The organism is Micromonospora sp. NPDC047465 (genome assembly GCF_040643125.1).
Lineage (GTDB): Bacteria > Actinomycetota > Actinomycetes > Mycobacteriales > Micromonosporaceae > Micromonospora.
The window spans coordinates 18,252-43,852 of sequence record NZ_JBEYTP010000049.1 but is presented as its reverse complement, the minus strand read 5'-3'; the positions used below and the strand labels follow the sequence as shown (position 1 = coordinate 43,852).

General features: G+C 75.0%; 21 protein-coding genes and 1 pseudogene. 5 read left to right on the top strand and 17 right to left on the bottom strand.

The genetic code is table 11. The annotated features are described in order from the left end of the window. Window positions 1–91 (top strand): annotated as a pseudogene (locus ABZ793_RS30015) (phytochelatin synthase); the annotation flags it as partial. Between the two features lie 64 nt (window positions 92–155). On the opposite strand, the gene ABZ793_RS30010 reads toward ABZ793_RS30015, so the two are convergent. The 14 genes from ABZ793_RS30010 to ABZ793_RS29945 all read right to left on the bottom strand — a co-directional run bounded on the left by ABZ793_RS30010 (window position 156) and on the right by ABZ793_RS29945 (window position 16,886). After that, window positions 156–977 carry a CoA ester lyase gene (locus tag ABZ793_RS30010; RefSeq protein ID WP_357463165.1) on the bottom strand — a complete coding sequence of 274 codons (822 nt, stop codon included), beginning with the start codon at window positions 975–977 and terminating at the stop codon, window positions 156–158. After that, the gene (locus ABZ793_RS30005) at window positions 978–2,195 is read right to left on the bottom strand and encodes a CoA transferase (RefSeq protein ID WP_357463162.1); all 1,218 of its coding nucleotides are present in this window, start codon (window positions 2,193–2,195) and stop codon (window positions 978–980) included. Beyond that, window positions 2,192–4,357, bottom strand: coding sequence for an alpha/beta hydrolase-fold protein (locus ABZ793_RS30000; protein ID WP_357463159.1), 2,166 nt, complete (start codon window positions 4,355–4,357; stop codon window positions 2,192–2,194). Before ABZ793_RS30000 ends, ABZ793_RS30005 begins: the two co-directional genes overlap by 4 nt. 4 nt (window positions 4,358–4,361) lie before the next feature. Next, complete coding sequence (locus tag ABZ793_RS29995) at window positions 4,362–6,311, bottom strand: SUMF1/EgtB/PvdO family nonheme iron enzyme (RefSeq protein WP_357463156.1); 1,950 nt, start codon at window positions 6,309–6,311, stop codon at window positions 4,362–4,364. Beyond that, window positions 6,308–7,246, bottom strand: coding sequence for a PfkB family carbohydrate kinase (locus ABZ793_RS29990; RefSeq protein ID WP_357463153.1), 939 nt, complete (start codon window positions 7,244–7,246; stop codon window positions 6,308–6,310). The genes ABZ793_RS29995 and ABZ793_RS29990 overlap by 4 nt, the downstream gene beginning before the upstream one ends. Continuing rightward, on the bottom strand, window positions 7,243–8,637 hold the full coding sequence (locus ABZ793_RS29985) for an ADP-ribosylglycohydrolase family protein (protein ID WP_357463150.1): 1,395 nt from the start codon (window positions 8,635–8,637) through the stop codon (window positions 7,243–7,245). The genes ABZ793_RS29990 and ABZ793_RS29985 overlap by 4 nt, the downstream gene beginning before the upstream one ends. After that, window positions 8,634–9,830, bottom strand: coding sequence for an ADP-ribosylglycohydrolase family protein (locus tag ABZ793_RS29980; protein ID WP_357463146.1), 1,197 nt, complete (start codon window positions 9,828–9,830; stop codon window positions 8,634–8,636). The genes ABZ793_RS29985 and ABZ793_RS29980 overlap by 4 nt, the downstream gene beginning before the upstream one ends. A 2-nt stretch (window positions 9,831–9,832) precedes the next feature. Continuing rightward, window positions 9,833–11,125, bottom strand: a complete 1,293-nt coding sequence (locus tag ABZ793_RS29975) for a sugar ABC transporter substrate-binding protein (RefSeq protein ID WP_357463143.1) — start codon at window positions 11,123–11,125, stop codon at window positions 9,833–9,835. A gap of 37 nt (window positions 11,126–11,162) precedes the next feature. Beyond that, the gene (locus ABZ793_RS29970) at window positions 11,163–12,002 is read right to left on the bottom strand and encodes a carbohydrate ABC transporter permease (protein WP_357463140.1); all 840 of its coding nucleotides are present in this window, start codon (window positions 12,000–12,002) and stop codon (window positions 11,163–11,165) included. A 58-nt stretch (window positions 12,003–12,060) separates the two neighbouring features. Continuing rightward, complete coding sequence (locus ABZ793_RS29965; RefSeq protein ID WP_357463171.1) at window positions 12,061–12,987, bottom strand: sugar ABC transporter permease; 927 nt, start codon at window positions 12,985–12,987, stop codon at window positions 12,061–12,063. A gap of 5 nt (window positions 12,988–12,992) precedes the next feature. Then, window positions 12,993–14,060: a LacI family DNA-binding transcriptional regulator gene (locus ABZ793_RS29960; protein WP_357463137.1), complete on the bottom strand. Its 1,068-nt coding sequence runs from the start codon at window positions 14,058–14,060 to the stop codon at window positions 12,993–12,995. Between the two features lie 197 nt (window positions 14,061–14,257). Beyond that, window positions 14,258–14,884 (bottom strand): hypothetical protein, encoded by a 627-nt coding sequence (locus ABZ793_RS29955; protein WP_357463134.1) that lies wholly within the window; start codon window positions 14,882–14,884, stop codon window positions 14,258–14,260. A 146-nt stretch (window positions 14,885–15,030) separates the two neighbouring features. Then, window positions 15,031–16,221 carry a snapalysin family zinc-dependent metalloprotease gene (locus tag ABZ793_RS29950; RefSeq protein WP_357463131.1) on the bottom strand — a complete coding sequence of 397 codons (1,191 nt, stop codon included), beginning with the start codon at window positions 16,219–16,221 and terminating at the stop codon, window positions 15,031–15,033. A 245-nt stretch (window positions 16,222–16,466) separates the two neighbouring features. Continuing rightward, a complete protein-coding gene (locus ABZ793_RS29945; protein ID WP_357463128.1) occupies window positions 16,467–16,886 on the bottom strand; it encodes an NUDIX domain-containing protein in 420 nt (139 codons plus the stop codon). A gap of 330 nt (window positions 16,887–17,216) precedes the next feature. Here ABZ793_RS29945 and ABZ793_RS29940 point away from each other — a divergent pair, with 330 nt between their 5' ends. From ABZ793_RS29940 to ABZ793_RS29925, 4 genes are all read left to right on the top strand, one after another. Next, the gene (locus ABZ793_RS29940; protein ID WP_357463125.1) at window positions 17,217–17,795 is read left to right on the top strand and encodes a hypothetical protein; all 579 of its coding nucleotides are present in this window, start codon (window positions 17,217–17,219) and stop codon (window positions 17,793–17,795) included. A gap of 94 nt (window positions 17,796–17,889) precedes the next feature. Then, entirely contained in the window at window positions 17,890–18,570 is a 681-nt protein-coding gene (locus ABZ793_RS29935) for a response regulator transcription factor (RefSeq protein WP_357463122.1), read from the top strand. A 12-nt stretch (window positions 18,571–18,582) separates the two neighbouring features. After that, complete coding sequence (locus tag ABZ793_RS29930) at window positions 18,583–19,977, top strand: HAMP domain-containing sensor histidine kinase (protein WP_357463119.1); 1,395 nt, start codon at window positions 18,583–18,585, stop codon at window positions 19,975–19,977. Then, window positions 19,974–20,933 carry a Gmad2 immunoglobulin-like domain-containing protein gene (locus ABZ793_RS29925; protein WP_357463116.1) on the top strand — a complete coding sequence of 320 codons (960 nt, stop codon included), beginning with the start codon at window positions 19,974–19,976 and terminating at the stop codon, window positions 20,931–20,933. The genes ABZ793_RS29930 and ABZ793_RS29925 overlap by 4 nt, the downstream gene beginning before the upstream one ends. A 137-nt stretch (window positions 20,934–21,070) precedes the next feature. On the opposite strand, the gene ABZ793_RS29920 is transcribed toward ABZ793_RS29925, so the two are convergent. The 3 genes from ABZ793_RS29920 to ABZ793_RS29910 all read right to left on the bottom strand — a co-directional run bounded on the left by ABZ793_RS29920 (window position 21,071) and on the right by ABZ793_RS29910 (window position 25,508). Further along, window positions 21,071–22,639, bottom strand: a complete 1,569-nt coding sequence (locus ABZ793_RS29920) for an amidohydrolase (protein WP_357463113.1) — start codon at window positions 22,637–22,639, stop codon at window positions 21,071–21,073. 157 nt (window positions 22,640–22,796) lie between these two features. Continuing rightward, complete coding sequence (locus tag ABZ793_RS29915) at window positions 22,797–24,008, bottom strand: hypothetical protein (RefSeq protein WP_357463110.1); 1,212 nt, start codon at window positions 24,006–24,008, stop codon at window positions 22,797–22,799. A 411-nt stretch (window positions 24,009–24,419) separates the two neighbouring features. Next, window positions 24,420–25,508 (bottom strand): SRPBCC family protein, encoded by a 1,089-nt coding sequence (locus ABZ793_RS29910; RefSeq protein WP_357463107.1) that lies wholly within the window; start codon window positions 25,506–25,508, stop codon window positions 24,420–24,422. Window positions 25,509–25,601: the final 93 nt, after the last annotated feature.

The following is a 25,601-nucleotide window of genomic DNA, read 5'->3' as shown; positions in this document are numbered from 1 at the left end:
CGCCGACTCCGCCAACCCGGCCCAGGCCTCCTACTGGATCACCACCGAGGCCCTCGCCGACTGGATCGCCACCCGCGGCTACGCCGCCTGATCCACACACCACCAACGACAAGGGCCGGCCCCGAACGGGGCCGGCCCTTTCGTCGTACGCCCGGTCAGGCCGCGTAGCGGGCGGCCAGGTCGACCGTGCGACGGGCGGCGGCCACCATCGCCCGGTCGGCGAACCGGCCGTCCGGCAGCACCACGGTCCCGGAGTCCCGGGTCTGCGCCTCGGCCACCGCGGCGAGCAGTTCCTCGGCCCGCGCGACGTCCCGCTCCGCCGGCCGGAACGCCTCGGCGATCACTGGTAGCTGGCGCGGGTGGATGGCCGCCCGACCGAGGAGGCCGAGTCGCCGGCCCACCGCGCAGGAGGCGGCCAGGCCGTCGGCGTCGGCCACGTTCGGGTACACCGACATGGCGGGCGGGGGCAGGGTGGCGGCGCGGGCCGCCACCACGATCCGGCCGCGCGCCCACGCCAGACCGGCCTCGTCGTCGACGCCGAGGTCGGAGCGCAGGTCGGCCTCGCCGAGGCCGATCGAGGCCACCGCGGGGTCGGCGGTGGCGATGGCGTACGCGGCCTCCAGGCCGAGGGCCGACTCGACCAACGGGTGCAGCGGGGTGTCCACCCGGGCGGCAAGGGCGGCGACGGCGGTCGCCGACTCCACCTTCGGCAGCCGCAGGCCCGCCAGCCCGGGGCGGCCGACCACCGCGGCCAGGTCGGCGTCGACGTCCGGGCCGGTCAGCTCGTTGACCCGGACCTGGACCGGCACGGGGTGCGACTGCCCGAGGAACTCGGCTACGGCCTGCCGCGCGTACGCCTTGCGGTCGGCGAGCACCGCGTCCTCGAGGTCGAGGATCACCGCGTCGGCGCCGGAGGCGACCGCCTTGGCGAACCGGTCCGGCCGGTCACCCGGCACGTAGAGCCAGGTGAGCAGCATTCAGATCACCCCCTTCTCGCGCAGCGCCGCCAACTCGCCGTCGGCCAGGCCCAGCGATCGCAACACCGCGTCGGTGTCCTGGCCGTGCCGGCGCCCGGCGTGCCGGATGTCCCCCGGCGTCTCCGAGAGCCGGAACGGCACGTTCTGCATCCGTACCTCGCCCAACTCCTCGTCATCGACGGTGCGGACGGTGCCGAGCGCGGCGTACTGCGGGTCGGCGAGGATGTCACGCACGTCGTAGACCGGGGCGACGGCCGCCTCGGCGGCCTCGAACGCGGCCACCACCTCGTCCCGGTCGCGCCGCGCGACCCAGGCGCCCACGGCGGCGTCCAGTTCGTCGGCGTGCGCGGCCCGGCCGCTGCCGGTGGCGAACCACGGCTCGTCCACCAGTTCCGGCCGGCCGACCAGCCGCAGCACCCGCTCGGCGATGCTCTGCGCGCTGGTCGACACCGCCACCCAGCGCCCGTCGGCGCAGCGGTACGTGTTGCGCGGCGCGTTGTTGTTGGACCGGTTGCCCAGCCGGGGCTGGACGTAGCCGAGCTGGTCGTACCAGGTGATCTGGGGGCCCAGCATCGCCATGATCGGCTCGATGATGGCGAGGTCCACCACCTGGCCGGCGCCGGTGAGGTCGCGGGCCCGCAGGGCCAGCATGACCGCGTACGCGGCGGCGAGCGCGGTGACCGAGTCGGCCAGCCCGAACGGGGGCAGCGTCGGCGGGCCGTCCGGCTCGCCGGTGGCGGCGGCGAAGCCGCTCATCGCCTCGGCGAGGGTGCCGAAGCCCGGCCGCCGCGCGTACGGGCCGACCTGACCGAAACCGCTGATCCGGGCGATCACCAGCCGGGGGTTGACCTCGTGCAGCTCGGCCGGGCCGAGCCCCCACCGTTCCAGGGTGCCGGGGCGGAAGTTCTCCACCAGCACGTCCGCGTCGGCGAGCAGGCGGCGCAGCAGTTCGGCGCCCCGCGGGTCGGACAGGTTCAGGGTCACCGTGCGCTTGTTGCGCCCGAGCACCTTCCACCACAGCCCGACGCCGTCCTTCGCGGGGCCGTGCCCCCGCGACGGGTCCGGCTTGGCCGGATGCTCCACCTTGACCACGTCGGCGCCGAAGTCGCCGAGGAACGCCGCCGCGAGCGGCCCGGCGAAGAGGGTGGCCAGGTCGACCACCTTCACCCCGTCGAGCGGGCGGGTCCGGTCGGCACCCGGGTCAGCTGGGCTGTTCACGGCGTTCCTTTCGTCGGATCGACGGCGGCGAGGAAGACGTCGCCGTTGCCGAGCGCCGCCCCGCCCGACGTGGTTCCGGCGGTGAGCCCGGTGACCAGTAGCCGCCCGTCGGCACCGAGGGTCGCGTAGACGTTCTCCTCGCCGAAGGCGTCGGCGGCGTCGTCGCGGGCGGTGCCGTACTGGGCCACCCCGGCCTGGCGGCCCCGCGCGTCCAGCCGCAGGGTCAGCACGTCCGCGCCGCCGACCGGCAGGCCGAGCGCGCTGCCGGTGAAGCCGACCACGGCGACCGCACCGTCGGGCAGCGCCACCACGTCCGCACCCGCGTCCGCGCCCCGCCCGCCGGTCACCGTCCGCCAGCGCTGCCGGCCGGCCCCGGTGTACGCCACGGTGAGCACGTCGCTGCCGCCGGCGGTGGCCTCGCCGTCGGTGGAGCCGGTGGCGACCACGAGGCCGTCGGCGCTGATCGCGACACCGCCGAGCAGGTCGTCGCCGGCGCCGCCCACCGAGGTCACCCACGTCCGGGTGCCGCTGGCGTCGAACCGGGCGAGCCACCCGTCGCTGCCGCCCAGCGCGGTGGTGTCGGGCAGGCCGGCGGAGGTGCCGCCGGCCACGTACACGCCCTCGGCGTCGGCCGTCACCGCGTACGCCTTGTCCTCGCCGGAACCGCCGAACTGCCGGCTCCAGGCGATCCGCCCGTCCGGGGTGATGCGGGCCAGGATCGCATCCTTGTCGCCGGCGCCGCTCTGCCCGGCGAACGAGCCGCTGGTGTAGCCGGCGACGTAGGCGCCGCCGTCGGGGGCGGCCGCGACGGCGTAGAACCGGTCGGCCTTGGCCGGGTCACCGGCCTGGGTGAGCCAGGCCCGCTGCCCCGTCCCGGTCAACTTGACGACGAAGCCGTCGTCGGCGGGGCTGCCCGGGTGCGTCCCGTCGAGGTCGCCGCGGGTGTAGCCGGCGGCGATCACCCCGCCGTCGGCGAGCGGCACCACGCCGTGGAGGCGGTCGTTGGCGGCCGTGCCGAACTGCCTCGTCCAGGCCGGGGCTCCGCCCGCCGTGACGCGGCTGACCACGACGTCCAGCCCGCCGGCGTACGGCTGGCCGGCGACCGGGCCGGAGGCGGCGTACCCGAGGGTGGTGCTGCCGTCGGGGTGGGCGGCCACGCCGCCGGCCCAGTCGGTGCCCGCGGTGCCGTGCGGCGGCCCGGGCAGCCCGGCCGGCGGGGTGACGCTCAGCGTCGCCGCCAGGTGCCTCAGTCCGTCCGCGAAGGCGGGTCGCCAGACGTCCCAGTCGTGCCCCCCGTCGAGCACCCGGAACTCCGCGGCGATCGCGTCGGAGCGACGCACGGTGTTGTAGAGGGTGGCGGCCTCGTAGTCGAGGTCGTGGGCGGCGTCGGCCGGGTCGGGGTTCGCCCACTCGTCGTCGCCGACCGCGACGTACATCCGCACCGGGGACTCCGCGTCCAGGCCCGGCAGCAGGGCCGGGTAGTTCAGTCGCCGGTAGACCTCGTCGGAGAAGCGCTGCTCGCCGGAGCCGAAGCCGCCGAACTCGCGCGCCGACGAGTCGGCCGGCGGCAGCGGCCGGTACACCGCCGGGCTGAGCACCAGCGCGTGGCCGAACAGGTCCTGGTGGGCCAGGGCGTAGCGCAGCGCGCCGGCGCCGCCCATCGAGTAGCCGCCGACCAGGCGCGCCCCCCGGTGGGCCGCGGTGCGGTAGGTGGCGTCGACGTGCCGCACCAGGTCCCGGGTGAGGGCGGTCTCCACCGGCCGGCCGGGATCGTCCGCGCCGGTGTACCCGGAGTCGACGTACCAGCTGCCGCGGCTGCTCCACGGCGCGTCGGGCAGCACCGCGATCACCGGCGGCACGTCGCCGTCGGCGATCAGCCGGTCCAGGTCGGCCTTGACCCGGGTCCACGCCTGCATGGTGTCGCCCCGCCCGTGCAGCAGGTACAGCACCGGGTAGCGGCTCGCCGTCGCCTCGCCGTAGCCGTGCGGCAGGTAGACCGTGTAGTCGATCGGAGCGCCCAGCGCCGCGGACGGCGCCGCGGCGGTGGTCAGCGTGCCCGCGCGGAGACGCTCCGCGCCGGCCGCGCCGGGCACCGCGCCGGCCAGGCCGAACGCGAGGAGCACGGCGGCCACGCCGCCGCCGATCCGCCAACGTCTTCTCATCGGGTCACTCCTCGGCGGGAAGGTCGGCGGCGCAGCGGAAGCCGACCTGGTCGGATCGGGTCAGGCCGGCGCCGAGCAGCAGCAGCTTCACCGACACGTCCGGCGGTTGCGGGCCGCCGTCGAGATACCAGTCGGAGCCCTCCGCCCGGTACGCGGCGCCACCCTTGAGGATCACGAAGCGGGTCCGCCCGTCGGAGTGCTCGCTCTCGGTCAGGTTCCACACCAGCGGTTCCCGGCGGTGCAGCAGCCCCGCCTCGGCGGCCACCTGCCACTCGTCCTCGGTGGGCAGCCGCAGCCCGGCCCAGGCCGCGTAGGCCCGGGCGTCGGCGAGGTCGACGCCGGTGACCGGGGCGTCGGCCGGGCCCTGTCCGGCGGTGAACCGCTCGGGGCGCGCCGGACGGTGGCCGGTGGCGCGCAGGAACTCGGCGTACCGGCCGTGGGTGACCTCGTGGGTGTCGATGGCGAACCGGCCGAACCGCACGGCGCGGCGCAGCGTGCCGGTGTGGTGCAGCCGGGGCGGCAGCGGCTTCCACTCGTCGACGTACGGGGTCTCGCCGTAGAGTCCGGTCTCCCGCACCCGATGGCGCACGAGCAGCTCCCGCCGGCCGCCGTCGACCGCCACCATGCCGTCGGGCACGTCGCGCCGGGGCGCCCACGGCACGCGCAGTCGTTGCGCCGTGCGGGCCGGGAAGGACGGGTCGCCGACCGCCGCCGGGTGCGACGGCACCGACGCGTCGGTGGTGGCGACGACCGCGGCGACCGCCCCGGCCGGCAGCGGACCACCGACGGTGACCGTGCCGTCCGGCTCGGCGGTGACGGCCAGCTCGGCGCCGGTGACCAGGTCGACGAAGCGCCGGCCGGGACGCGGTGCGGTACGCAGCCACGGCCCGTCGTGGTCGTCGCCCCGGTTCACCACCGTCCACAGCGGCTCGCCGTCGTGCGTCCAGCGGGACGCGTACACCTGACCGGAGCCGGGGTGGTCGGCGAGCGGGACCCAGTCCTCGGCGCGCAGCCACGCGGCGTGGCTGGCCTGCACGCGGCGCATCGCCCGGAGCACGGCCCGGTCCCGGTCGTTCCAGCCCACCCAGACGCCGAACACGCTCTCCCAGACCAGCACGCCGCAGCCGTTGAGCCAGGCGGAGTGCAGCTCGTCGAGGTGGCTGCGGTGCCAGCGGCGGGTGTGGTGCAGCACGTGCCGGCGCTCGAACCACTTGGCGCGCAGCACACCGGGGACCTCGGAGTCGGCGAACCACTGCGCCCACGACATCGCGTGGTCGGCGATGCGGGCCAACGGCACCCGGCTCTCGCCTTCGAGGACGATGCCGGGGCGGACGGCGTCCAGCTCCCGGCGCAACTCGTCGGCGCCCTCCTTGAGGGTGTCGAGGAAGACCCCGTCGACGCCGAGCTTGCCGGCCAGCGCGGCGACCTCCTGCGCGTCGGTGCCGGCCTCGCGCCGGGTGCCGGTGTCCCACGGGTTGTAGTCGACGAACACCCGCACGCCGCGCCGCTGGAAGGCGCGCACCACCTCGGGCAGCTCGGGGACGTCGCGGTAGAAGTCGAACTGGTTGCGTTCGTCCAGCCCGATCACCGGGTACGCGTGCCACAGGACGATCCCGTCGAAGCCCCCGAAGTCCCGCTCGGCGGCGTCGAGGAACGCGTCGACGGTGAAGACGCCCCGCTCGTGGTCGTAGAGCGTCTCGTCCCATAGCCAGGCGAGGCAGACGCTGAAGCAGTCGCCGGGGATCTCGTCGTAGTGCGCGCCGGTGTAGCCGAGGCGGGCACGGGCGTCGGCGCGCCAGCGGGTGAGCTGCTCCCGCCAGGCCGGCCAGTCGGCCGGGTCGTCCGGGGCGGCGAAGACCTTCGCCTCGTCCAGCGTGGTCAGGTCGGCGTGCCCGCCCAGCGGGACCTCCGTCGGCCGGTCGATGGGGCGCGGCACGTAGGGGTTGAAGCTCACGGGGCACCTCGGTAGGTCGCGGCGTACAGGTCCTCGATGGCGGCCCGGTCGGGCAGCGCGGTGGACGCGCCGGGGCGTTGCGCGCACGCCGCGCCGGCCGCGCAGGCCCAGCGCAGGACGGCGGCGACGGCGTCGCCGTCGCGCGCGGCGCCGCGTTCGGCCCAGCCGACGGCGAGGGCGCCGGTGAAGGCGTCCCCGGCGGCGGTGGTGTCCACCGCCGCGATGCGCGGCGCCGGGATCTCCAGTCGCGCACCGCGCCGGTCGGCGTACGCGGCGCCCCGAGCGCCGAGCGTCAGCACCACCCGGGGCACCAGCTCCAGCAGCGCGTCGAGCAGGACGGCCGGCTCGCCGGGGGCCGTCGCGGCGACGACGGCCGCCTCGTGCTCGTTGACGACCAGCACGTCGACCAGCCCGAGCAGGTCCGCCGGCAACGGCGCCGCCGGCGCGGCGTTGAGCACCACCGTGGTGCCGGCGGCGCGGGCCCGGCCGGCGGCCTCCACCACGGTCGTCAGCGGCACCTCCAGCTGAAGCAGCAGCACGTCGGCCGCGCCGATCGCCGCCCCGTCGGCGGCGTCCAGGTCGGTCAGCGCGGCGTTCGCGCCGGGGGCGACCACGATGAAGTTCTCCGCCGCCCGGTCGACCCCGATCAGGGCGACCCCCGAGGGGCCGGGGACGGTACGCAGGCCACGCACGTCCACCCCGGCGGCGACCAGGTTGTCCCGCAGCTGCTGCCCGAACTCGTCGGCGCCGACCGCGCCCACGAACGCGCAGTCCGCGCCCGCCCGGGCGGCGGCGACGGCCTGGTTGGCGCCCTTGCCGCCGGGCACGGTCCGGAAGTCCTCCCCGAGCACCGTCTCGCCGGGGCGGGGCAGCTGCGGCGCGGTGACCACCAGGTCCAGGTTGGCGCTGCCCACCACGACCACCCGCGCGCTCACGCCGGCCCGCCCTCGGTCGTGGCGACGCCGACGGGCGCCCCGGCGGCACCCGGCTCGGCGAGGGCGACGGTGCGGGCGGCCAGCTCGTCGAAGCCGATGCCGTCGAAGCCGGCGATGCTGCTGGCGAGCCGGCCGCGCAGCGGCCCGACCCACCGCTCGGGCAGCCCGGACGCGCCGGTCAGCGCCCCGGTCACCGCGCCGACGGTGGCCCCGGTGGAGTCGGTGTCCCAGCCGCCGCTGACGACCGCGCAGATGGACCGCTCCAGCTCGCCCCGCCCGTACGCGAGGGCGGCGGCGACCAGCGCGGCGTTGTTGCGCACGTGCACCCAGTGCAGGTGGCCGTGCCGGGCGTACAGCTCGTCCACCACCGCCTCCCAGTCGTCCGTGCGCGAGCCGAGGGCGCGCGCCTCCCGGACCGTGGCGGCGAACCGGCTGCGCGGCGGCAGCACCGCCTCGCCGGCGTCGAGCACCTCGTCGACGTCGCCCGCCACCGTGGCGGCGGCGGCCAGCGCCGCGACCCACATCGCCCCGTACACGCCGGCGCGGACGTGGCTGACCGTGGCGTCGCGCCAGGCCAGCTCGGCGGCCAGGTCAGGGCGCCCGGGGTTGACCCAGCCGTACACGTCGGTGCGGATCTGGGCGCCGATCCACTCCCGGAACGGGTTGTGCCGCCGCGCGGTCGCCGGCGGGGCCAGCCCCAGCAGCAGGTTGCGGTAGGCCACCCGTTCGGCGGTGAAGACCCGCCCGCCGGGCAGCCAGTCCAGCCACGCCTGCGCCACGTCGGCGCTGGTGAAGTCCCGCCCGTACGTCTCCAGCACGCGCAGCGCCAGCAGCGCGAAGTTCAGGTCGTCGTCCTCGGGCATCCCGTCGATGTTCTCGGCCAGGCTGGTCGGGGCGCTGCGCCGGTTCCACGGCCAGCGGGCCGCCACGTCGGCGGGCAGCCCGCGGGCGGTGAACCAGTCACGCAGCGGCCAGCGGCCGGTGGCGACGAGGATCTCCCGAATGCCGTGGCGGGGGATCTTCTCGACCGGCTTGCCGAGCAGGCAGCCGGCCGCCCGGCCGAGCCACGCGCCGTGCACCCGGTCGTACGCGGCCGGGCCGGCGGGCAGCGACCACTCCGCCGGCCAGGTGGCGCGGACGGCGGCCAACTCCTCGGGCTCGTCGGGGCTGCCGGCTCCCGGCAGCGCGTCGGCCTCGTCGAGCAGCCGCGTGGCGAGGGCCCGCAGCCGGGGTGCCGCGGGCGTGGGCGACGCCCCGCTGACCGGCGGGGTGAGGTCCCCGCCGGCCGCGCGCCACTGCTCGGCGATCGCGCCGACGTCGCGCCCCTCGTCCCGACTGGCCGCGATCTCGTGCGGCAGCAGGTCCTCGGGCTGCACCCAGGTGATCCTCACCGGCCCGACTCCCCGGGCGCCTGCTCGGGCCCGGCGGGGTCGGCGCCCCGCGCCGGACCGTCGGCGAGGCCGGCGAAGCGCTCGGCCCGGCGGGCGAAGCGCTCGCGGTCGCGGTCGAAGACCTCCGTGGCCACCGCGGCGAGCACCCGGGCGGGTGCGACCAGGTCGGTGCGGGAGGCGGTGGCGACCGCCTCCGACCACTCCGCCGGCACCGCCGCCGCGCCGCCGAGCGCCCCGGCGATCGCCGCCGCCATGGTGGCGGTCGAGTCGGCGTCCCGGCCGTAGTTGACGGCGCCGAGCACCGCGTCGCGGAAGTCGCCGCCGGCCACCACCAGCATGCCGATCGCCACCGGCAGTTCCTCGATGGCGTGCAGCCGGCTCGGCCGCCGGGCGCCCAGCCCGGGGCTGCGGTACTCCTCCCCCACCGTGTCGAAGGGGGCGACCGCACCGCGCAGCGGGCCGATGGCGGCCCGCCAGTCGTGGTGGCCCCGGGCCTCCTTGACCACCGCGTCGATGGCCGCCCGGGTGCCGTCGCGGGCCAGGTCCAGCGCGGCGGCGACCACGTCGTCGACGCCCGCGCCGGGGGTCGCGGCGGCGGCGACCGCGGCGGCGAAGACCGCTGCGGCCTCCCGCCCGTAGCTGTGCTGGTGCGCTCCGGCGATCTCCACCGCCTCGGCGTACGCCCCGGCCGGGTCGCCCGCGTTGACGATGCCGACCGGGGCCATGTACATGGCGGCGCCGCAGTTGACGATGTTGCCCACCCCGCCCTCGCGGGGGTCGGCGTGCGCGTGGTGCAGGCGGGTGACCAACCACCGCTCGGCGGCGGCGAGCCGGTGGAAGGTCACCCCCTCGCGCTCCAGGTCCGGGATGTACACCACCCGCTCGATCAGGTCGGGGACGAGCAGTTCCACCACGTCGTAGGCGTCCAGGTGGTCGCGCTTGGCCGCGTACGCCCGCACCAGCGCGTGGGTCATCAACGTGTCGTCGGTGATGTGCCCGTCGCCCTTGTGGTACGGCGCGAGTGGCCGCGCGGTCGCCCAGTCGGCGTGGTACGGGGGCACGATGCCCTCCACCCAGCCGCCGAAGCGGGCGCGGATCTGCTCCGGAAGTGCCGTCTCGGTCGCCCCGCCGAGGGCGTCACCCACGGCGGCGCCGACGAGACATCCGACCGACTTGTCGAGAAGGAGAGACATGGTTACCTCAGAACCTGCTTGCCACCGTCGACCAGCTGCGTGCCGAGCTGGTCCAGGGTGATCTTGTTGGCGAAGTACTGCTGGAGGGCCGGGGTGGCGTACTTGGTCTTCCACTCCGGGTAGCCGTCGGCCTTCTGGAACGGCGCGACGGTCAGGTCGGCGGCGCTGTCGGCGGCCACGTCCCAGCCCTGCTTGCCGCCGGTCAGCTTGACCAGCTCCGCGTTGGCCTGCTTGCCCGTCGGGATCAGCCAGTCGCCCTTGGCGAGGGTGGCCATGTTGGTCGGGTTGAGGAAGAACTCCAGGAACTGCGCGGCCTGCTTCTTGTGCGCGGAGTCCTCACTGACCGACAGCGTCTGCGGGTTCGCCGCGTGGGTCGCGGACAGCCCCTTCAGCGGCGGCAGGGTGACCCACTCGAAGCCGGCCGGCGCCTGCTCCACCATCTGCTGACGCAGCGACACCGAGCCGGGCAGCATCGCGTACTTGCCGCCGAAGAAACCGGGCAGGGTGTCCGCGCCGCTCATCCCGAGCGCCTCCGGCGAGGCCGACTTCGCGGTGTAGATCATGTCGTGGATGCGCTTCGGGACCTCCTTCTCGGCGTCGCCCACCTTGACCTCGGTGCGGCCGCCGTCGGTGTGGAAGAACTTCCCGTCGAAGTTGAGCGCCAGGTTCAGCACGCGGTTGGTAGGCGACTTCAGGGCCCAGGCCGCGCCGTACTGACCCGGCTTGGTGAGCTTCTGCGCGTTGGCCTGGAACTCGTCCCAGGTCCAGCCGCCGTCGGCCGGCGGCACCGCGATGCCGGCGGCGTCGAGCAGCTTCTTGTTGGCGATGACGACCTGCGACTCCAGCAGGAACGGCACGCCGGTGATCTTGCCGTCGTAGGTGACGGTGTCCCAGATGCCCTGGTCGATCTGGCCCTTGAGGTCGTCGGAGACGAGCTTGGACAGGTCGGCCAGGTAGCCCTGCTTGCTGAACTCGCCGATCGCGGACGCCTCGTAGTGCACGATGTCGGCCGCGTCGCCGCCCTCGAAGGAGGTGAGCAGCTGGTCGTGGACGGAGTTCCAGTCGCCCTGGACGTACTCGACCTGGATGTCGGGGTGCTCGGCGTTCCACTTGGCGACCAGGTCCTTGTTGGCCTGGAGCGACTCCTTCTGCCAGGCCAGGCTGAGGAAGCGCAGCTTGACCGGGCCGGACGTGGCCTCGTCGTCGCCGCCGTCGCCGCACGCGCTGAGCGCGCCGAGGCCGACGACCGCGACCGCGGCGGCCGCGGCGAGTCGACGGAATCTGGTACGGAGCATGGGGGTTACCTCCTGGGTGGTGGGGTGGGGGACGGTGTCAGCCCTTGACCGCGCCGGCGAGCGACCCGGACGAGAGCCGGCGTTGCATGAACGCGAAGAAGATCAGGCTGGGCAGGGTGGCCAGCAGCGAACCGGCCGCGAGGGGGCCCAGGCGGGCGGTGCCCTCGATGCCCACGAACCGGGCGAGCGCCACCGGCAGGGTGGCCAGCTCCGGGGTCTTGATCAGCACGAGGGCGAAGAAGAACTCGTTCCAGGCCGAGATGAACGAGAACAGCGCGGTGGCGACCAGGCCGGGGGCGAGCAGCGGGAAGACCACCCGCCGCAGGATCTGCACGCGGCTGGCGCCGTCGACGGAGGCGGCCTCCTCCAGTTCCCGGGGGATGTTGCGGACGAAGCCCTGCAGCATCCACAGCGCGAACGGCAGCGCCCAGACCACGTAGATGAGCACCAGCCCGGCGTGCGTGTTGGCCAGCCCGACCTGCCGCAGCACCAGGAAGATCGGGATGATCAGCAGCACGAACGGGAAGAGCTGGGACAGCAGCACCCAGCCCAGGGCCGCGGTGCCGAGCTTCGAGCGGAACCGGGCCAGGGCGTACGACGCGGGCAGCGCGACCAGCACGGTGAGCAGCGCCGAGGCGAGCGAGACCTGGAGGCTGTTCAGCGCGGCCCGGCCCAACTCCTGCTCGGTGAACGCCTGGACGAAGTTCTGCACCGTCGGGTTGGCGGGGATCAGGGTCGGGTGCAGCTGGACCAGCTCGCGGGGCGGCTTGAAGGCCGTCGAGACCAGCCAGACCAGCGGGAACCCGAGGAAGACCAGGTAGCCGGCCAGGGCAACGTACTGCAGCGCCCGCCCGGTGCGGCTCGGCTTTCCGAACATCACTGCCCTCCGATCAGGACTGCGGGGCTCGCAAGCTCACTCCTCGCACTGATCACGACTAGTTCGCCTCCCTCAACCGGCGACGGAGATACACGGCGAGCAGCGCCACGATGATCACGACCATCACGTTGCCGAGCGCGGCGGCGTAGCCGTAGTTGCCGTAGCGGAACGCCTCCTCGTAGGCGAAGAGCATCGGCAGCATGGTCTTGCCGCCCGGCCCGCCGGCGGTCAGCACGTAGACCAGGCCGAACGAGTTGAAGTTCCAGATGAAGTCCAGCGAGGTGATGGCCACGATCACCGGGGCCAGCGCGGGCAGCGTGACGTGCCGGAACCTGTGCCAGGTGCTGGCGCCGTCCACCGCGGCGGCCTCGTGCAGCTCGCGGCCGACCCCCTGCAGGCCGGCGAGGAGCACGACGGTGGTCTGCGGCATGCCCGCCCACACCCCGACGATGATCACCGCCGGCAGGGCGGTGCCGAAGTCGCCGAGCCAGTTGGCCCGCAGGCCGTCGGCGCCGACGCGGTGGAAGAACTCGTTCAGCAGGCCCGCGTCCGGGTGGTAGACCAGCTTCCACAGGATGCCGACCACCACCGGTGGCATCGCCCACGGCACCACGGCCAGCACCCGTGCCACGCCCCGGAAGCGCAACCGCTGGTTAAGCAGCAGCGCGAGCCCGAGGGCCAGCAGGAACTGCAGGACGGTCACCCCGAACGCCCAGAGCAGGCCGACCTGGAAGGAGTTCCAGAACAGCTCGTCGCCGAGCAGCTCGCGGTAGTTCGCCAACCCGGTGAAGCTGACCTCCACGTTGCGCCCGGCCCGGGCGTCGGTGAACCCGAGGTACATGCCGCGTACCAGGGGGAAGACCGACAGCACCAGGATCGGCAGCAGCGACGGCAGCAGCAGCAGGTAGATCATGGTCCGGTCGGAGCGGGACCGGCTGTGCCGACGGGCCGCTCCGGCCCGGTCGACGTCCGGCCGCTCGGCCACAGTCGTCAAGACGGCACCTCTTCGGTGGACGGACGGGGGGTGGTCGCGGCAGCCCGGCTGGAGGCGCGGACGACGAGGCTGGGCGACACCTGCTCGCGGCGGGGCGGCAGGGCGGGGTCGGCGATCCGCTGGAGCAGCAGTTCGGCCGCCCGGCGACCGCGCTCGGCCGAGCCGAGCGAGACGCTGGACAGTTGGGGGAACATCATCTGGGCCAGCTCGGTGTCGTCCATGCCGATCACCGCCACGTCCTCGGGCACCCGGTGCCCGGCGGCCAGCAGCGCGTGCAGCGCGCCGACCGCGATCAGGTCGTTGGCGCAGACCAGGGCGTCCGGGCGGGCCCGGGCGAGCAGCCGTTCGGTCGCCGCGCGGCCGGCCGCGTACTGGAAGTCGCCGACCTCGACCAGGCGTTCGTCGAGGGGAACGGCGTGCGCGGCGAGGGCGGCACGGAAGCCGGCGTCGCGGGCGGCGCCGGGGACGGTGTCCAGCGGGCCGTTGACGAAGCCGATCCGGCGCCGCCCGCTGGCCACCAGGTGCTCCACGGCCAGCGCGACGCCCCGCCGGGAGTCGGTACGCACGTTGTCGACGGGCGCGTCGGCGCCGAGCTGGCCGATCACCACCACCGGCACCGGACTCTGCACGAGCGCGGCGAGGTGGTCGTCGGTGACTCGGATCGGCGACAGGATCATGCCGTCGACGTAGCGGTTGGCCAGCCGGCGCAGCAGCGCGGTCTCGTTGGCGATCTGCCCGCCGGTGGCGTGGACCAGCAGCTGCCGCCCGGACGCGGCCACCACCGCCTCGATGGCCCGCATCATCGACACGTAGACCGGGTTGCCGATGTCCTCGACCGCGAGCGCGACCAGTCCGGTGCGCTGGGACTGCAACGACCGGGCGATGGCGTTGGGCACGTACCCGACCTCCGCCGCCGCGGCGCGGACCTTGCGGATGGTCTCCTCGCTGCCGCCGACACCGTTGAGCACCCGGGAGGCGGAGGCGATGGAGACACCGGCGCGGGCCGCGACGGTGTGGACGGTGGGCCGGCTGTCGGCCGACTCCGGTAAACGTTTACGACCCACGCCCTGGCACCTCCACCTGTTTCCTGTAAACGTTTCCGGGAGTCTGCGCCGCGTGCGGCGAGGAGGTCAAGGGCCCGTTACGAAAACGTTTCCAACCGGAGCGGCGCGCTGGTCAGCGCGTCATCGCCGGACTACCCGGGGTGTCCACGGAGCGGGACGACGCTGCGTGCGGGCCCGCGCGGGGGCCGGCGCGTCCGTCAGGACCGGCGTTCGCGCTCCTGGCTCAGCCGCTCGTCGAGCCGGCCCAGCTCGTAGATGGCGTTCAGGTTCGTCGGCAACCGGGTCACGTTGTCGACCAGGGGTTCCCCCGCGGGGTCGGGCGCGGGCGCGGGCGCGCCGGCCGGGCCCATCTGCGCGACGGCGGGCCGACGCCGGCGCAGGACGAGCAGCACCGGCACCGCCACGGCGGTCGCCGCCAGGCCGTAGAGAAGCCACCGCTCCGCCGGATCCCCGTCGCCGTCCGGCGGGGCAGCGACCGTGGACGCATCGCCCGAGGTCCCGGTCCGCCCGTTCGGGGCGGGCACCGCCGCCTTGCGCTCACCCGGCCCCTCGGCCGTCCGGCCCGGGTCGGCGACGCGGGTGGACGTGCTTGTCGACGTGGACGGGCCCGGCGCGACCGGCGCCGCCGACGGGCGGGGCGACGCCGGGGCGGTCGAGCCGGACGGGACCGGCGTCGGGGAGGCGCCCGGGGTGGCCCCACCCCCTCCGGTGAGCAGGTCGTCCACGACCTGCCCGATACCGCCGAGGAGGTCGCCGACCGGCCCGCCCGAGGCCGACGGCGTGGGCGCGGGAGCGAGCGCCAGGGTCAGGGCGAGTGCGGCCACGGCGGACATGGTTCACCTCGGAAGGGGTCGATGTGTCACGCACGGTACCGCACTGCGGGTGGTCGCCGCGTGACACCCCGGCGCGGCGGCCCGGCCGACGACGGACGGGGGGACGCCGCGCGCGGCGTCCCCCCGGGTCGTGGTCGTCAGACCGGCAGACCGCCGACCTGGGTGTTGATCCAGGACCGGATGGACGGCAGGTCGACGTAGATGGACGGGCCGGTGGCGCAGGTGGAGTTGTTGTTGCCGGACCGGCTGGTGGCGCCGATCAGGCTCCACACCCCGTTGATCCGGCGCACCTGCGGGCCACCCGAGTCGCCGTAGCAGGCGCCCGAGTTGCCGTTGGTGTTGTTGGTGCAGATCTCGTACGGGCCGTTGATGCCGATGCAGCGGCTGTCCGACACGATCGAGGTGTCCAGTTCGTACGCCACGGTCGGGGCGCCCCCGCAGCCGGGGGTCGGGCAGGTCTGGCCCCAGCCGATGATCCGGGTGGCGGTGCCGACCGCGCCCGAGGTGCTCGGGATCGGCGCCGGGGCGTAGCCGACCGAGCTGGACAGTTGCAGCAGCTTCACGTCGACGCTCGGGTGGTTGACCGCGCGGATCACGGAGACGACGGTGCCACCGCTGTTGCGGTAGATGCTGCCCACCCGCACCGAGGACGGCGTCGAGCAGTGCCGGGCGGTGACCGCCCAGTTGGCCTTGATCAGCGTGCCGGTGCAGCCGGAGACGTACACCATCCACGGGTAGTTCTCGGTGGCCGGCCGGCCGCCGACGATGTACGGCTCGATGTCGTCGCCGTCGTTCCACGAGTACGTGCCGGTGGGCACCGCGGACGCGGCCAGGCCGCCGGCGAACAGCGAGTTCACCCGGGACGCCTCGGTGGCGCTCGGGTACGCGTTGCGGCAGGAGACCGGGGCGCTGCTGCCGGACATCAGGTCGGAACACAGCCCGGTGCGCCGGTCCGGCAGGCCGAGGATGTGGCCCAGCTCGTGGCTGGCGATGCGGGTGCGGTCGTACCCCTGGTTGACGGCGGTCCAGCCCATCCAGATCCGGCCGGAGCCGAGCCCGGTGACCTGCGCCCGCGGCCAGCCGCTGTCGACGTAGATGGTGACGTTGCCCGGCGTGCGGGCCACCAGTTGGACGTTGCTGACCTGGCTGTTCCAGATGGCTGCGGCCTGGTCGAAGTTGGTGCGGAACTCGCCGGCCCGGCTCGCGTCGTAGTAGACGGTTCGGGCGGCGGCGGACGCGCTGGCGTCGGTGGCGACCTGCATTCCGGTTGCGGCCAGGACCGCCGCCAGCACGGCGCCCGCCGTGCGCAGCAGTTGTCGTCGGAACATACACGCACTCCCTGCGGTTGTCCGGCGGCGTGCCACCGCCGGTCATCGATGTACGTGAATGTTAGAACGGGGGCGGCCAATATGCGGCATAACGGAACCGTCATACCGGCGCCCCGCGAGTCCACCGCCACGCCAGGTCGAGGGCACCCCGTCCGCCACCGGTCCGCCGCCCCCGGCCGCCCCAACGACGACCGCGAGCGACACACGGGTGAGCGCCGACGGCGGCGGGCGGGCGGTCGCGCCGGTCAGGGCAGCGGGTCGGGAAGCATCGCCAGGGTGGCCGGCAGTTGCGAGTGCAGCGGCGCGGGCAGGGCGTCGCGGGTGAACCAGCCGATCCGGTCGAACTTGTGCGGCTCGCCGATGGCCACCTCCGCCGGATCCACCCGGACCGCGAAGAGCACCGCCACCCAGTGCGAGGGCGGGTCGTCGCGCAGCACGTTGCGCACGCCGAGCAGGGAGACCGACCGTGGCGTGGCCGCATACTCCTCGGTGACCTCGCGGACGACCGCCGCCTCGAAGCTCTCGCCGAACTCCAGCGCCCCGGCGCCGGTGTCCCAGGCCCCCGGCTCGTCCCGGGCACCGGCCGCGCGCCGGGCCAGCAGCAGCCGACCCGCGCCGTCGTGGCATACGAAGACGCAGGAGACCTTCGGCGTACGGCCGGTCATGCTCGTTCCTTCCGGTGGGTCAGGGCGCGGCGGCGGTGGTCGGCGCCTACCGCACGAAGCGGCCGGCGCGGTGGGCGCCCACCAGCCCCGCGTCGCGCAGCGCCCCCGAGGTGCGCCGACACCGTACCCGGGCCCAGCCCGCACCGGTCGGCCGGTTCCGTGGTCGAGGTCGGCGCCGCCCCGACCACCCAGCAGCGCCGCGGACACGAGCTGTTACGCGGGCGTTACCGCACGGCGAAGCTGCTGCCGTGAGGGCGTTCCACCGTGGATCCGACGACCCCGGCGACGAGGCCGGGCACCGACCGGGAAACGGAAGAACGGGAGAGGACGATGCGGATCAGGAATGGACTGACGGCCCTGGTCGTGGTGCTCGCCGCGCTGGTGGCCGGCGCCGGCACCGGCATGGCGGCGACCACGACGGCGGCGGCGACCGGATCGCCGTACTGCGGGATCATCTGGGGCAGCGCGGAGAAGTCGGCCGGCACGCCGAGCAGCGCCCCGCTGGTCGACGTGCGCACCGGGCGGCACGACTGCTTCGACCGGGTGGTGTTCGAGTTCGCCGGCCCGGTCACCGGCTACACGGTCGGCTACGGCGAGACGTGGACCGAGGGCGAGGGCCTGCCGCTGTCGCCGTACACCGCCGGCGACGAGCTGCTGCGGGTCTCGCTGCGGGCCCCGGCGTACGACGACGCGCACGTCGGCACCGTGCCCTACCGGGTCGGCGAGCACGCCGCGAACGTGCTGCGCCACCAGACGCTGCGGGACGTGGTCTTCGGCGGCAGCTTCGAGGGCTACACCACCTTCGCGGTCGGCGTGCGGGCCCGCCTGCCGTTCCGGGTGTTCGTGCTGACCGGCCCGGGCACGCACAGCCGGATCGTGCTCGACGTGGCGCACCAGTGGCATCAGTGACCGCCGCGGAACCGGGGGTCCGGCGCCGGCCGGGCCCCCGACACCGTCCGTTCCGCCAGGTCGGCGCGGGCCGTCGCGGGGCTACCCTCGGCTGGTGGAGGGCCGCGTGCTGGTCGTCGAGGACGATGCCTCCATCCGGGAGGTCACCGCACTCGGGCTGCGCCGCGCCGGTTTCCGGGTCGACACCGCGGTCGACGGGCGGGAGGCGCTGGCGGCGTGGCGTGCCCGGCCGCCCGACGTGATCGTGCTCGACGTCATGCTGCCCGGCCTGGACGGCATCGAGGTCTGCCGGGAGATCCGGCGCACCAGCGGCGTGCCGATCCTGATGCTGACCGCGCGCACCGACACCGTGGACGTCGTCGTCGGCCTCGAGTGCGGCGCCGACGACTACCTGCGCAAGCCGTTCGACCTGCCCGAGCTGGTGGCCCGGGTCCGGTCGGCGCTGCGTCGGGCGGGCGCCCCCGTCGTCGCCGCCGTCATCGAGGTCGCCGGGTTGGAGATCGACCCGGGCAGCTTCGTCGTCCGCAAGGACGGCCGGGAGGTGGCGCTGACCGCCACCGAGTTCCGCCTGCTGCGCGAACTCGCCGGCCGCCCCGGCCAGGTCTTCACCCGGGAGGTGCTGCTGGAGCGGGTGTGGCAGCACGGCTACCTCGGCGACTCCCGGCTGGTCGACGTGGCGGTGCAGCGGCTGCGCGCCAAGATCGAGGACGATCCCGCCCACCCCCGGCTCGTGCGGACGGTACGCGGGGCCGGCTACAAGCTGTCGCCGGGCTGAGGGAGGTGCGCGATGGCCGGACGCGCCGTACCGCCCGGACGCCTGCGCCGCCGGCTGACCATCGCGTTCGTGCTCGTCGCCGGCGTCTCCGCCGGGCTGCTGGCCGGCGGCTCCTGGCTGCTACTGCGGCAGGCCCGGTTCGACGCCTCGCTGCACCAGGCCGCCGCCGACGCCCGCTACCGGCTCGTCCTGGCCGGGCAGTTCCTGCCGCTGACCGAGGACCGTCGCGGCGAACTGCTGACCAGCTTCGAGGGCAGCGGCCGGCACGTGGTGCTGGTCGACGACGGGCAGCACCCCTCCCACCCGGCGTACGCGCCGCCGCTGGGGGCGCGGCTGCGGGCCGCCGTCGCCCAGGGGCAGCTCGGGTACGAGCGGTCGTCGCCGCAGGAGCGGCCCCGGCTGCTCGTCGTCGGTGGCCGCATCCCCGGCTCGACGGCCGAGCTGTACGTCGTCACCGTCGAGGACGACATCGCCGCCGACCTGGACCAGCTGCGCACGGCCCTGCTGGCCGGCTGGGTGCTGGTGGTGCTGCTCGCCGCCGCGGTGGGGCACACCCTCGCCCGGCGCACGCTGGAGCCGGTCGGCCGGGCCAGCCGGGCCGCGCGGGCCCTCACCGAGGGGCTGCTCGACACCCGCCTGCCGGTACGCGGGCGCGACGAGTTCAGCGACTGGGCCGCCTCGTTCAACGAGATGGCCGAGGCGCTGGCGGCGAAGATCGGGGCGCTCTCCGCGGCCCAGGCGCGGGAGCGGCGGTTCACCGCCGACGTGGCACACGAGCTGCGTACCCCCGTGACCGCCCTGGTGGTGGCGGCGTCGCTGCTGCGCGACCACCTGGACCAGCTGCCGGGCGACGCGCGGCGCGCGGCGGAGCTGCTGGTCGCCGACGTGGTCCGGCTACGCCTCCTGGTGGAGGACCTGATGGAGATCTCCCGGCTGGACGCCGGGCGGGAACGGCTCGCCGTCGCCGCCGTCGACCCGGTCGCCCTGCTGCGGGCGATCGTCGCGGCCCGAGGCTGGTCCGACCGGGTGCGGATCGACGGCGCGCCGGTGCCGCTGCGCACCGACCCGCGCCGGCTGGAGCGGGTACTGGCGAACCTCGTCGCCAACGCGGTCGAGCACGGCGGCGGCGAGATCCGGGCCGCGGTCGCCGGCGACGGGTCGCGGGTCGTCTTCGAGGTCAGCGACCAGGGCCCGGGCATCCCGGCGGAGCACCTGCCGCGCCTGTTCGACCGCTTCCACAAGGTCGACCCGGCCCGCGCCGGCCGGGGCAGCGGGCTGGGCCTGGCCATCGCCCGGGAGAACGCCCACCTGCTCGGCGGGCGGCTGAGCGTGCGCAGCGAGCCGTGGGTGGCCACCCGGTTCCGGCTGGACCTGCCCGCCGAGCCGGCGTCGGACGGTGCGCGGTGAGCCGGCACGCCGCGACCGTCGCCGCCCCTCCTGCCCGCCGAGCCGGCGTCGCGGACGGCCGGTGTGCGGTGAGCCGGCACGCCGCGGCCGTCGCCCTGCTCGCCGCCGCGCTGCTGCCCGCCGGCTGCGCCGCGCCCCGGTCCGGCTCGCTCGGCCCCGCGCCCACCGCGCCGCCGCCGGTCGCCACCCTGTCCGCGCCGGCGCCGCCCAGCTCGACCGCGGCGCCGCCGACGGCCGGCCCGGTCCGCTCCCCCACGCCCGCCGCGACCGCCGCCGCCCCGACGCGGGCGCAGACCGTCACCGTCGAGCTGTGGTACGTCCGGGACGGGCGGCTCGCGCCGACCCGGCGCACCCGGCCGGCCACGGTGGCGACGTCCCGGCTGGCGCTGGCCGAACTGGCCGCCGGGCCCACCCCGGCGGAGGCCGCCACCGGGCTGACCACCCTGCTGCCCGCCGGCGGCGAGGTCACCCGCATCGCCGATGGCGTGGCGACGGTCGCGCCCGCTCCGGCGGGCGGTGACGCGCCGACCCGGCGGCTGCGCGAGGCGCAGGTGGTCTACACGCTCACCCAGTTCCCCACCGTCGAGCGGGTCCGCCTCGCCGTCGGTCCCCCGGTCGGCCGGGCCGACTACGCGGACCTGCTGCCACCCGTCGTGGTCACCGGCCCGACCATCGGCGCACGGGTCGGCAGCCCGGTCACCGTCACCGGCACCGCCGACGTGTTCGAGGCCACCGTCACGGTCCGGGTGCTCGACGCGGCGGGCCGGACGGTGGCGACCGCCTTCACCACGGCCACCTGCGGCACGGGCTGCCGGGGCGACTTCCGGGTCACCGTCGCCTACCGGGTGCAGCGGGAGCAGCCCGGCACGATCGAGGCGTACGAGGTCTCGGCGGCGGACGGGACGCGCCGGCACGTGGTCGCGGTGCCCGTCACCCTCACGCCCGTCCGATCCTGAGCACCGGGCCGGCGCGTCGACGCGGGTGGCCCCCGCCGGTCACGTCCTCCCCGGTGCCGGCCACGTCACCGGGTCCCGGCGTCGGCGCCCGGGCCGTGGCCGGCGCGCCGCCGGCCGCCGTCACGCCGTCGCGGTGCTCACCCGCGCTGCCAGCGGATCTCGCCGCCCACGACGGTGGTCATGACCCGGGTGCGCAGCACCGCGTCCGGCGACTCCAGCCAGGGGTCGGTGTCCACCGCGATGAAGTCGGCCAGCATGCCGGGCGCGAGGACGCCCTTACGGTCCTCCTCGCCCGCGGCGTAGGCCGCGCCGAGGGTGTGGGCGGCGAGCGCCTCGGCCATGGTGAGCCGCTGCTCGGGCTGCCAGCCGCCCACCGGCGTCCCGTCGGGACGGGTACGGGTCACCGCGGCGTACAGGGCGGCGAAGGGGTTGGGGTGCTCGATCGGGGCGTCCGAGCCGAAGGCCAGGCCGACGCCGGCGTCGAGCATCCCGCGCCAGGCGTAGGAGGCCAGGTCGTGCCCGGCCAGCAGGGTGTCGACGAGGTCGATGTCGCTGGTGCAGTGCACGGGCTGCATCGAGGCGGCGACGCCCAGCCGGGCCATCCGGGCCAGGTCGCCGGGCCGCAGGTGCTGGGCGTGCTCGATGCGGTGCCGCAGCCCCGGCGTACGCCCGACGGCCTCGTAGGCGTCGATGACGAGGTGGTTGGCCTGGTCGCCGATGGCGTGCGTCGCCACGGCGATGCCGTTCTCCGCCGCCCTGGCGAAGAGCTTGACCAGGTCCTCGTACGGCGTGACGGCGATGCCGACGTTGGGGTGCTGGCCGGCGAAGGGCTCGCTCATGTGGCAGGTGTGCGAGCCCAGCGCCCCGTCGCTGAAGATCTTCACGGGCCCGGTGCGGAACCAGTCGTCGCCCTGCCCGGTGCGGCGGCCCTCGGCGATCGCCTCCTCCAGGTGGACCGACGGAATGGCCTTGTGTACGCGCAGCTTCAGCTCGCCGGCCTCCCGCAACTCCAGGTAGGCCGCCCGGCAGTCCTCGCCGTCGATGTCGTGCACGCTGGTCAGACCGAGGGCGAGCAGCTCGTCCTGCACGACGCGGAGCTGCTCGCGCAGGTCGCGGGAGACCATGAGGTCCTCCAGCGGGCGACAGGCCGTCTCGCGCAGGATGCCGGTGGGTTCCCCGCGCTCGTCCCTGACGATCTCACCGCCCACCGGGTCGGGGGTGTCGGCGTCGATGCCGGCCAGGCGCAGGGCCGCCGAGTTGGCCCACACCGTGTGGCCGTCCGCGTTCGGCAGCACGACCGGCAGCTCCGGACAGACCGAGTCCAGGGCGTACCTGTCCGGCTGCCTCGGCGGATCCCAGGTGTTGCTGTTCCACCTGCCGCCGAACAGCCAGGCGCCCGGTCGCAGCCGCGCCGCGTGCGCGGCGACCATGGCCAGCGCGTCGTCCAGGGAACGCACGTCGCGCAGGTCCACCGCGTCCAGACTGTGGGCGTACTGCGCGGTGTGGATGTGGGCGTCGTAGAGACCGGGGAGCACGGCGGCGCCCGCCAGGTCGACCAGCTCCGCGCCGGGTCCCGCGGCGGCGCGCACCTCCGCCTCCGTGCCGACGGCCAGCAGTCGCTCGCCGGCCACGGCCATGGCCCGGGCCGACGGGTTGCCGGCGTCCCCGGTGCGGATGGCGGCGTTGCGGTACACGCGGATGCTCATGTCACCTTCAGGGGCTCGAGTGATGGATGACCACCCACTGTAGGAGTGGCGGAGAGAAGTCGGAAGACATCGCCCCGGTCGCCCGTAACCGGCCCCGACGGCGGTGGGCGCGACCGGCATGCGACCGCGCCCACCGATGCTTCCGGACAGCGACGGGTCAGCGACGCGGGAGGAAGACGAACCGCCGCTCACCGTTGGTCGCGGCAGGCAGCGAGAATCCTCCGATTCCCGGCAGCGACAGGAACGGGATCTGGGTGTCCTGGGGAAGCTCCTCGATCTTCCCGGTGCCGACCGCGACGGTGACAGGCACCGTCGCGTCTCCCCCTCGCCGGTGGCCGTACGCGGTGCCGTCGTCGTCGACGGACACCAGGTGGACGCTCTCCTGATCTCCGACTTCCCAGAGGCAGTGGCCCTTGCCCGTCTCGAGGTCGAAGGCGAGGGTTCCGCCGACGGCGTAGCGGCCGTTCGGCGACAGAACGGGATCGTAGGAAAGTCCGCCCAATCCGCCCTGTGGGTCGCACACGACGGACGCCTTCAGCTTTCCGGACTTCAGGTCGTGCACGGCTGCCACCGAGATGCCGCCCTGCTTCCTCAGGCCCTTCTCGGCGTTCCAGAGGGAGAAGACGTGCTCCCCGACGACAGCGAACACCCGGCCGTTCTCGTACTTGCTGACGAACTGCAGGTCGGCGCCCGGTGGAAGGGCGTCGCTGGCCTGCCAGACGCCGGGGACGCCGAAGCCGGCCGGGCTGAGCGTGACGACCGGGCCGTCCGGGGAGAGCCCTGCCACCCGACCGCTGATGCAGCCCGTCTGCTCGCAGTAGGGCAGTCGCACGCTCTCGTCGTACGTCTTGACGCGGTCCTTCGACAGGTCGATCGCCGCGGCGTGCGAGATGCCCTTGTCCTCCCAGCTGACCAGCAGCCCGTTCCCGCCGTCGACGACCTTCGCCGGGCCGTAGGCATCCATCGGCACGGTGCGGGTGTGGGCGGCCGCGACCTCCGTTCCGGAGGAGTCGGCCGGGTAGGCGACGAGGGAGACCGTGTCCTCGTCCGTGAACCGAGGGGTGTACGCCCAGACGACCACGTACTCACGGCCCTCCTCGTTCACGACGAGGAGTTGGGGGAGGTACGACGGATCGGGCTTCACGTCCTCGGGAAGGGCCGGCGGCTGCCACTGCTGGCTGCTCCAGCGGGGCGCGCCGGTGACGGCGTCGCGAGCCTCGACGACGTAGCCCTCGCCCTTCTTCTGGAGGAAGGCGACCACGCCCGCCTTCGCCGCGGCTCCCACCGTCAGGTTCTCCGCGTTCTCCGGCAGCCAGCCGACGGTCTCCTGCCAGCCCTTGGCGGTGTCGAACCCCTCCGGCGCGTTCACCACGGGCTGCGGAGACGCCCCAGCGCTCGGCGACGAGCCACCCGGATCTCCGCCGCGCGCCCTGCTGTCGGCACCGTCGCCACAGGCTGCCAGCATCGCGGCCGCCACCATGATGGTGACGGCCCTTCCCATACCCCTCATGCACACCTCCCCAGAGCGCGGAGGCGTTCCTGGTACCGCGCCTCCCGCAAGATCATCCAAATCGCCGGGAGGGGAGCCTGTCAAAACGGATGGGCTCCGGCATGAGCACGGTGGCCGCGATCGGCGACCGGTACGAGCAGGTGGAATCCGGCCTCGTCGCCGCGGACAGTGGCCATCATGGCCATGATCACATCCCGGCCGTCAACGTGGTCGCCGCGCACGCCGGGCGTTCGGCCGCCGGCGGCACGGGCCGGGGCAGCGTCGCGGCCGTCACAGGCCGGCGCACGGGTCATCGCCCACCACGCAGCCCTCGGGCGCCTTGGTCGCAGGATCGCTGTCACGGACCTCGAACGTGAACGTCCGCGACTGTCCCGCCTTCACGGGCGGCCCGGTGAAGGTGACGGCCTGCCCGTCCTGCCGCCAGTCGGCCCCGCTGGCGTCGGAGACCCGGCCGCCCTCGGCCAGCGTCACCACCACCGTCCAGTCCTTCGCGGCCGCGCCACCCGAGTTGTCGACCACCACCTCGCCGGTGTAGCCGAAAATCCGGGACGGGGGCGACACCGTCTCGTAGCGGGCGGTCACGGCCGGCTCCGACGGCGCGGCGGAGGTGGGCGTACGCGAGGGCCTCGCCGTGGGGGTACGGCTCGGGCGGGTGGCGTCCGGGGTGGCGGTCCGGGTGGGGCGGGCGGAGGCGGTCGACCGGGGCGAGCCGCTCGGGGTGGTCGTGGCGCTGGGCGTCGGCGCGGACGCCGGCCCGGCGGCGCGGTCCGGCTCGGCCGGCAGCACCGCCCACACCGCCACCCCGGCGGCCAACGCGGCGCCGGCCAGCCCGGCGACCAGCAGCGGCCGGCTACGACGGCCGGCCGACGCCGGCTCGCCGTCGAACGCCTCCGTGACCGGCATCTCGGCCGTCATCCCTGCCTCGCCACGGCGCAGGTCCACCTCCTGGAAGGCCAGCCAGTCGAGGATCGCGGGCAGCCGATTGGTCAGCGCCTGCCGGTAGCACTCCGCGCGGCGCTCGCGCTGCTCGTCGGCCCAGACGCCGTGCTCCAGCACCTCGCGGACCGACAGCCGACAGCCCTCGGCGGTGGCGGTGACGGCACAGGTCAGCCGGCTGCGCCGGCCGCCCTCGAGGCACCGCAGCGCGATCAGCTCCGGCTCCTGCCGTTCGGTGACCTCCGCGTCGACGGCGGCGCCGAAGCCGGGCAGCCCCGCCGTGCGCAGCAGCAGCCGGTTCCGCGTCCCCGCCATCATCTCGACCTCGGCGTACCACCGGGCGAGCAACTCACGATCCGTCAATGCGCGCCACACCCGCTCGGCGGGGTGGAACAGGTCGACCTCCGTGCCGATCTCGCTCACGGCGAGACTCTACGATCCCGGGCGCGGGACCGCCGGGCGGGGCGGCACCGACGGGCGGATCCGACGTCCATCCCGGACGCCCACATCCGCCTA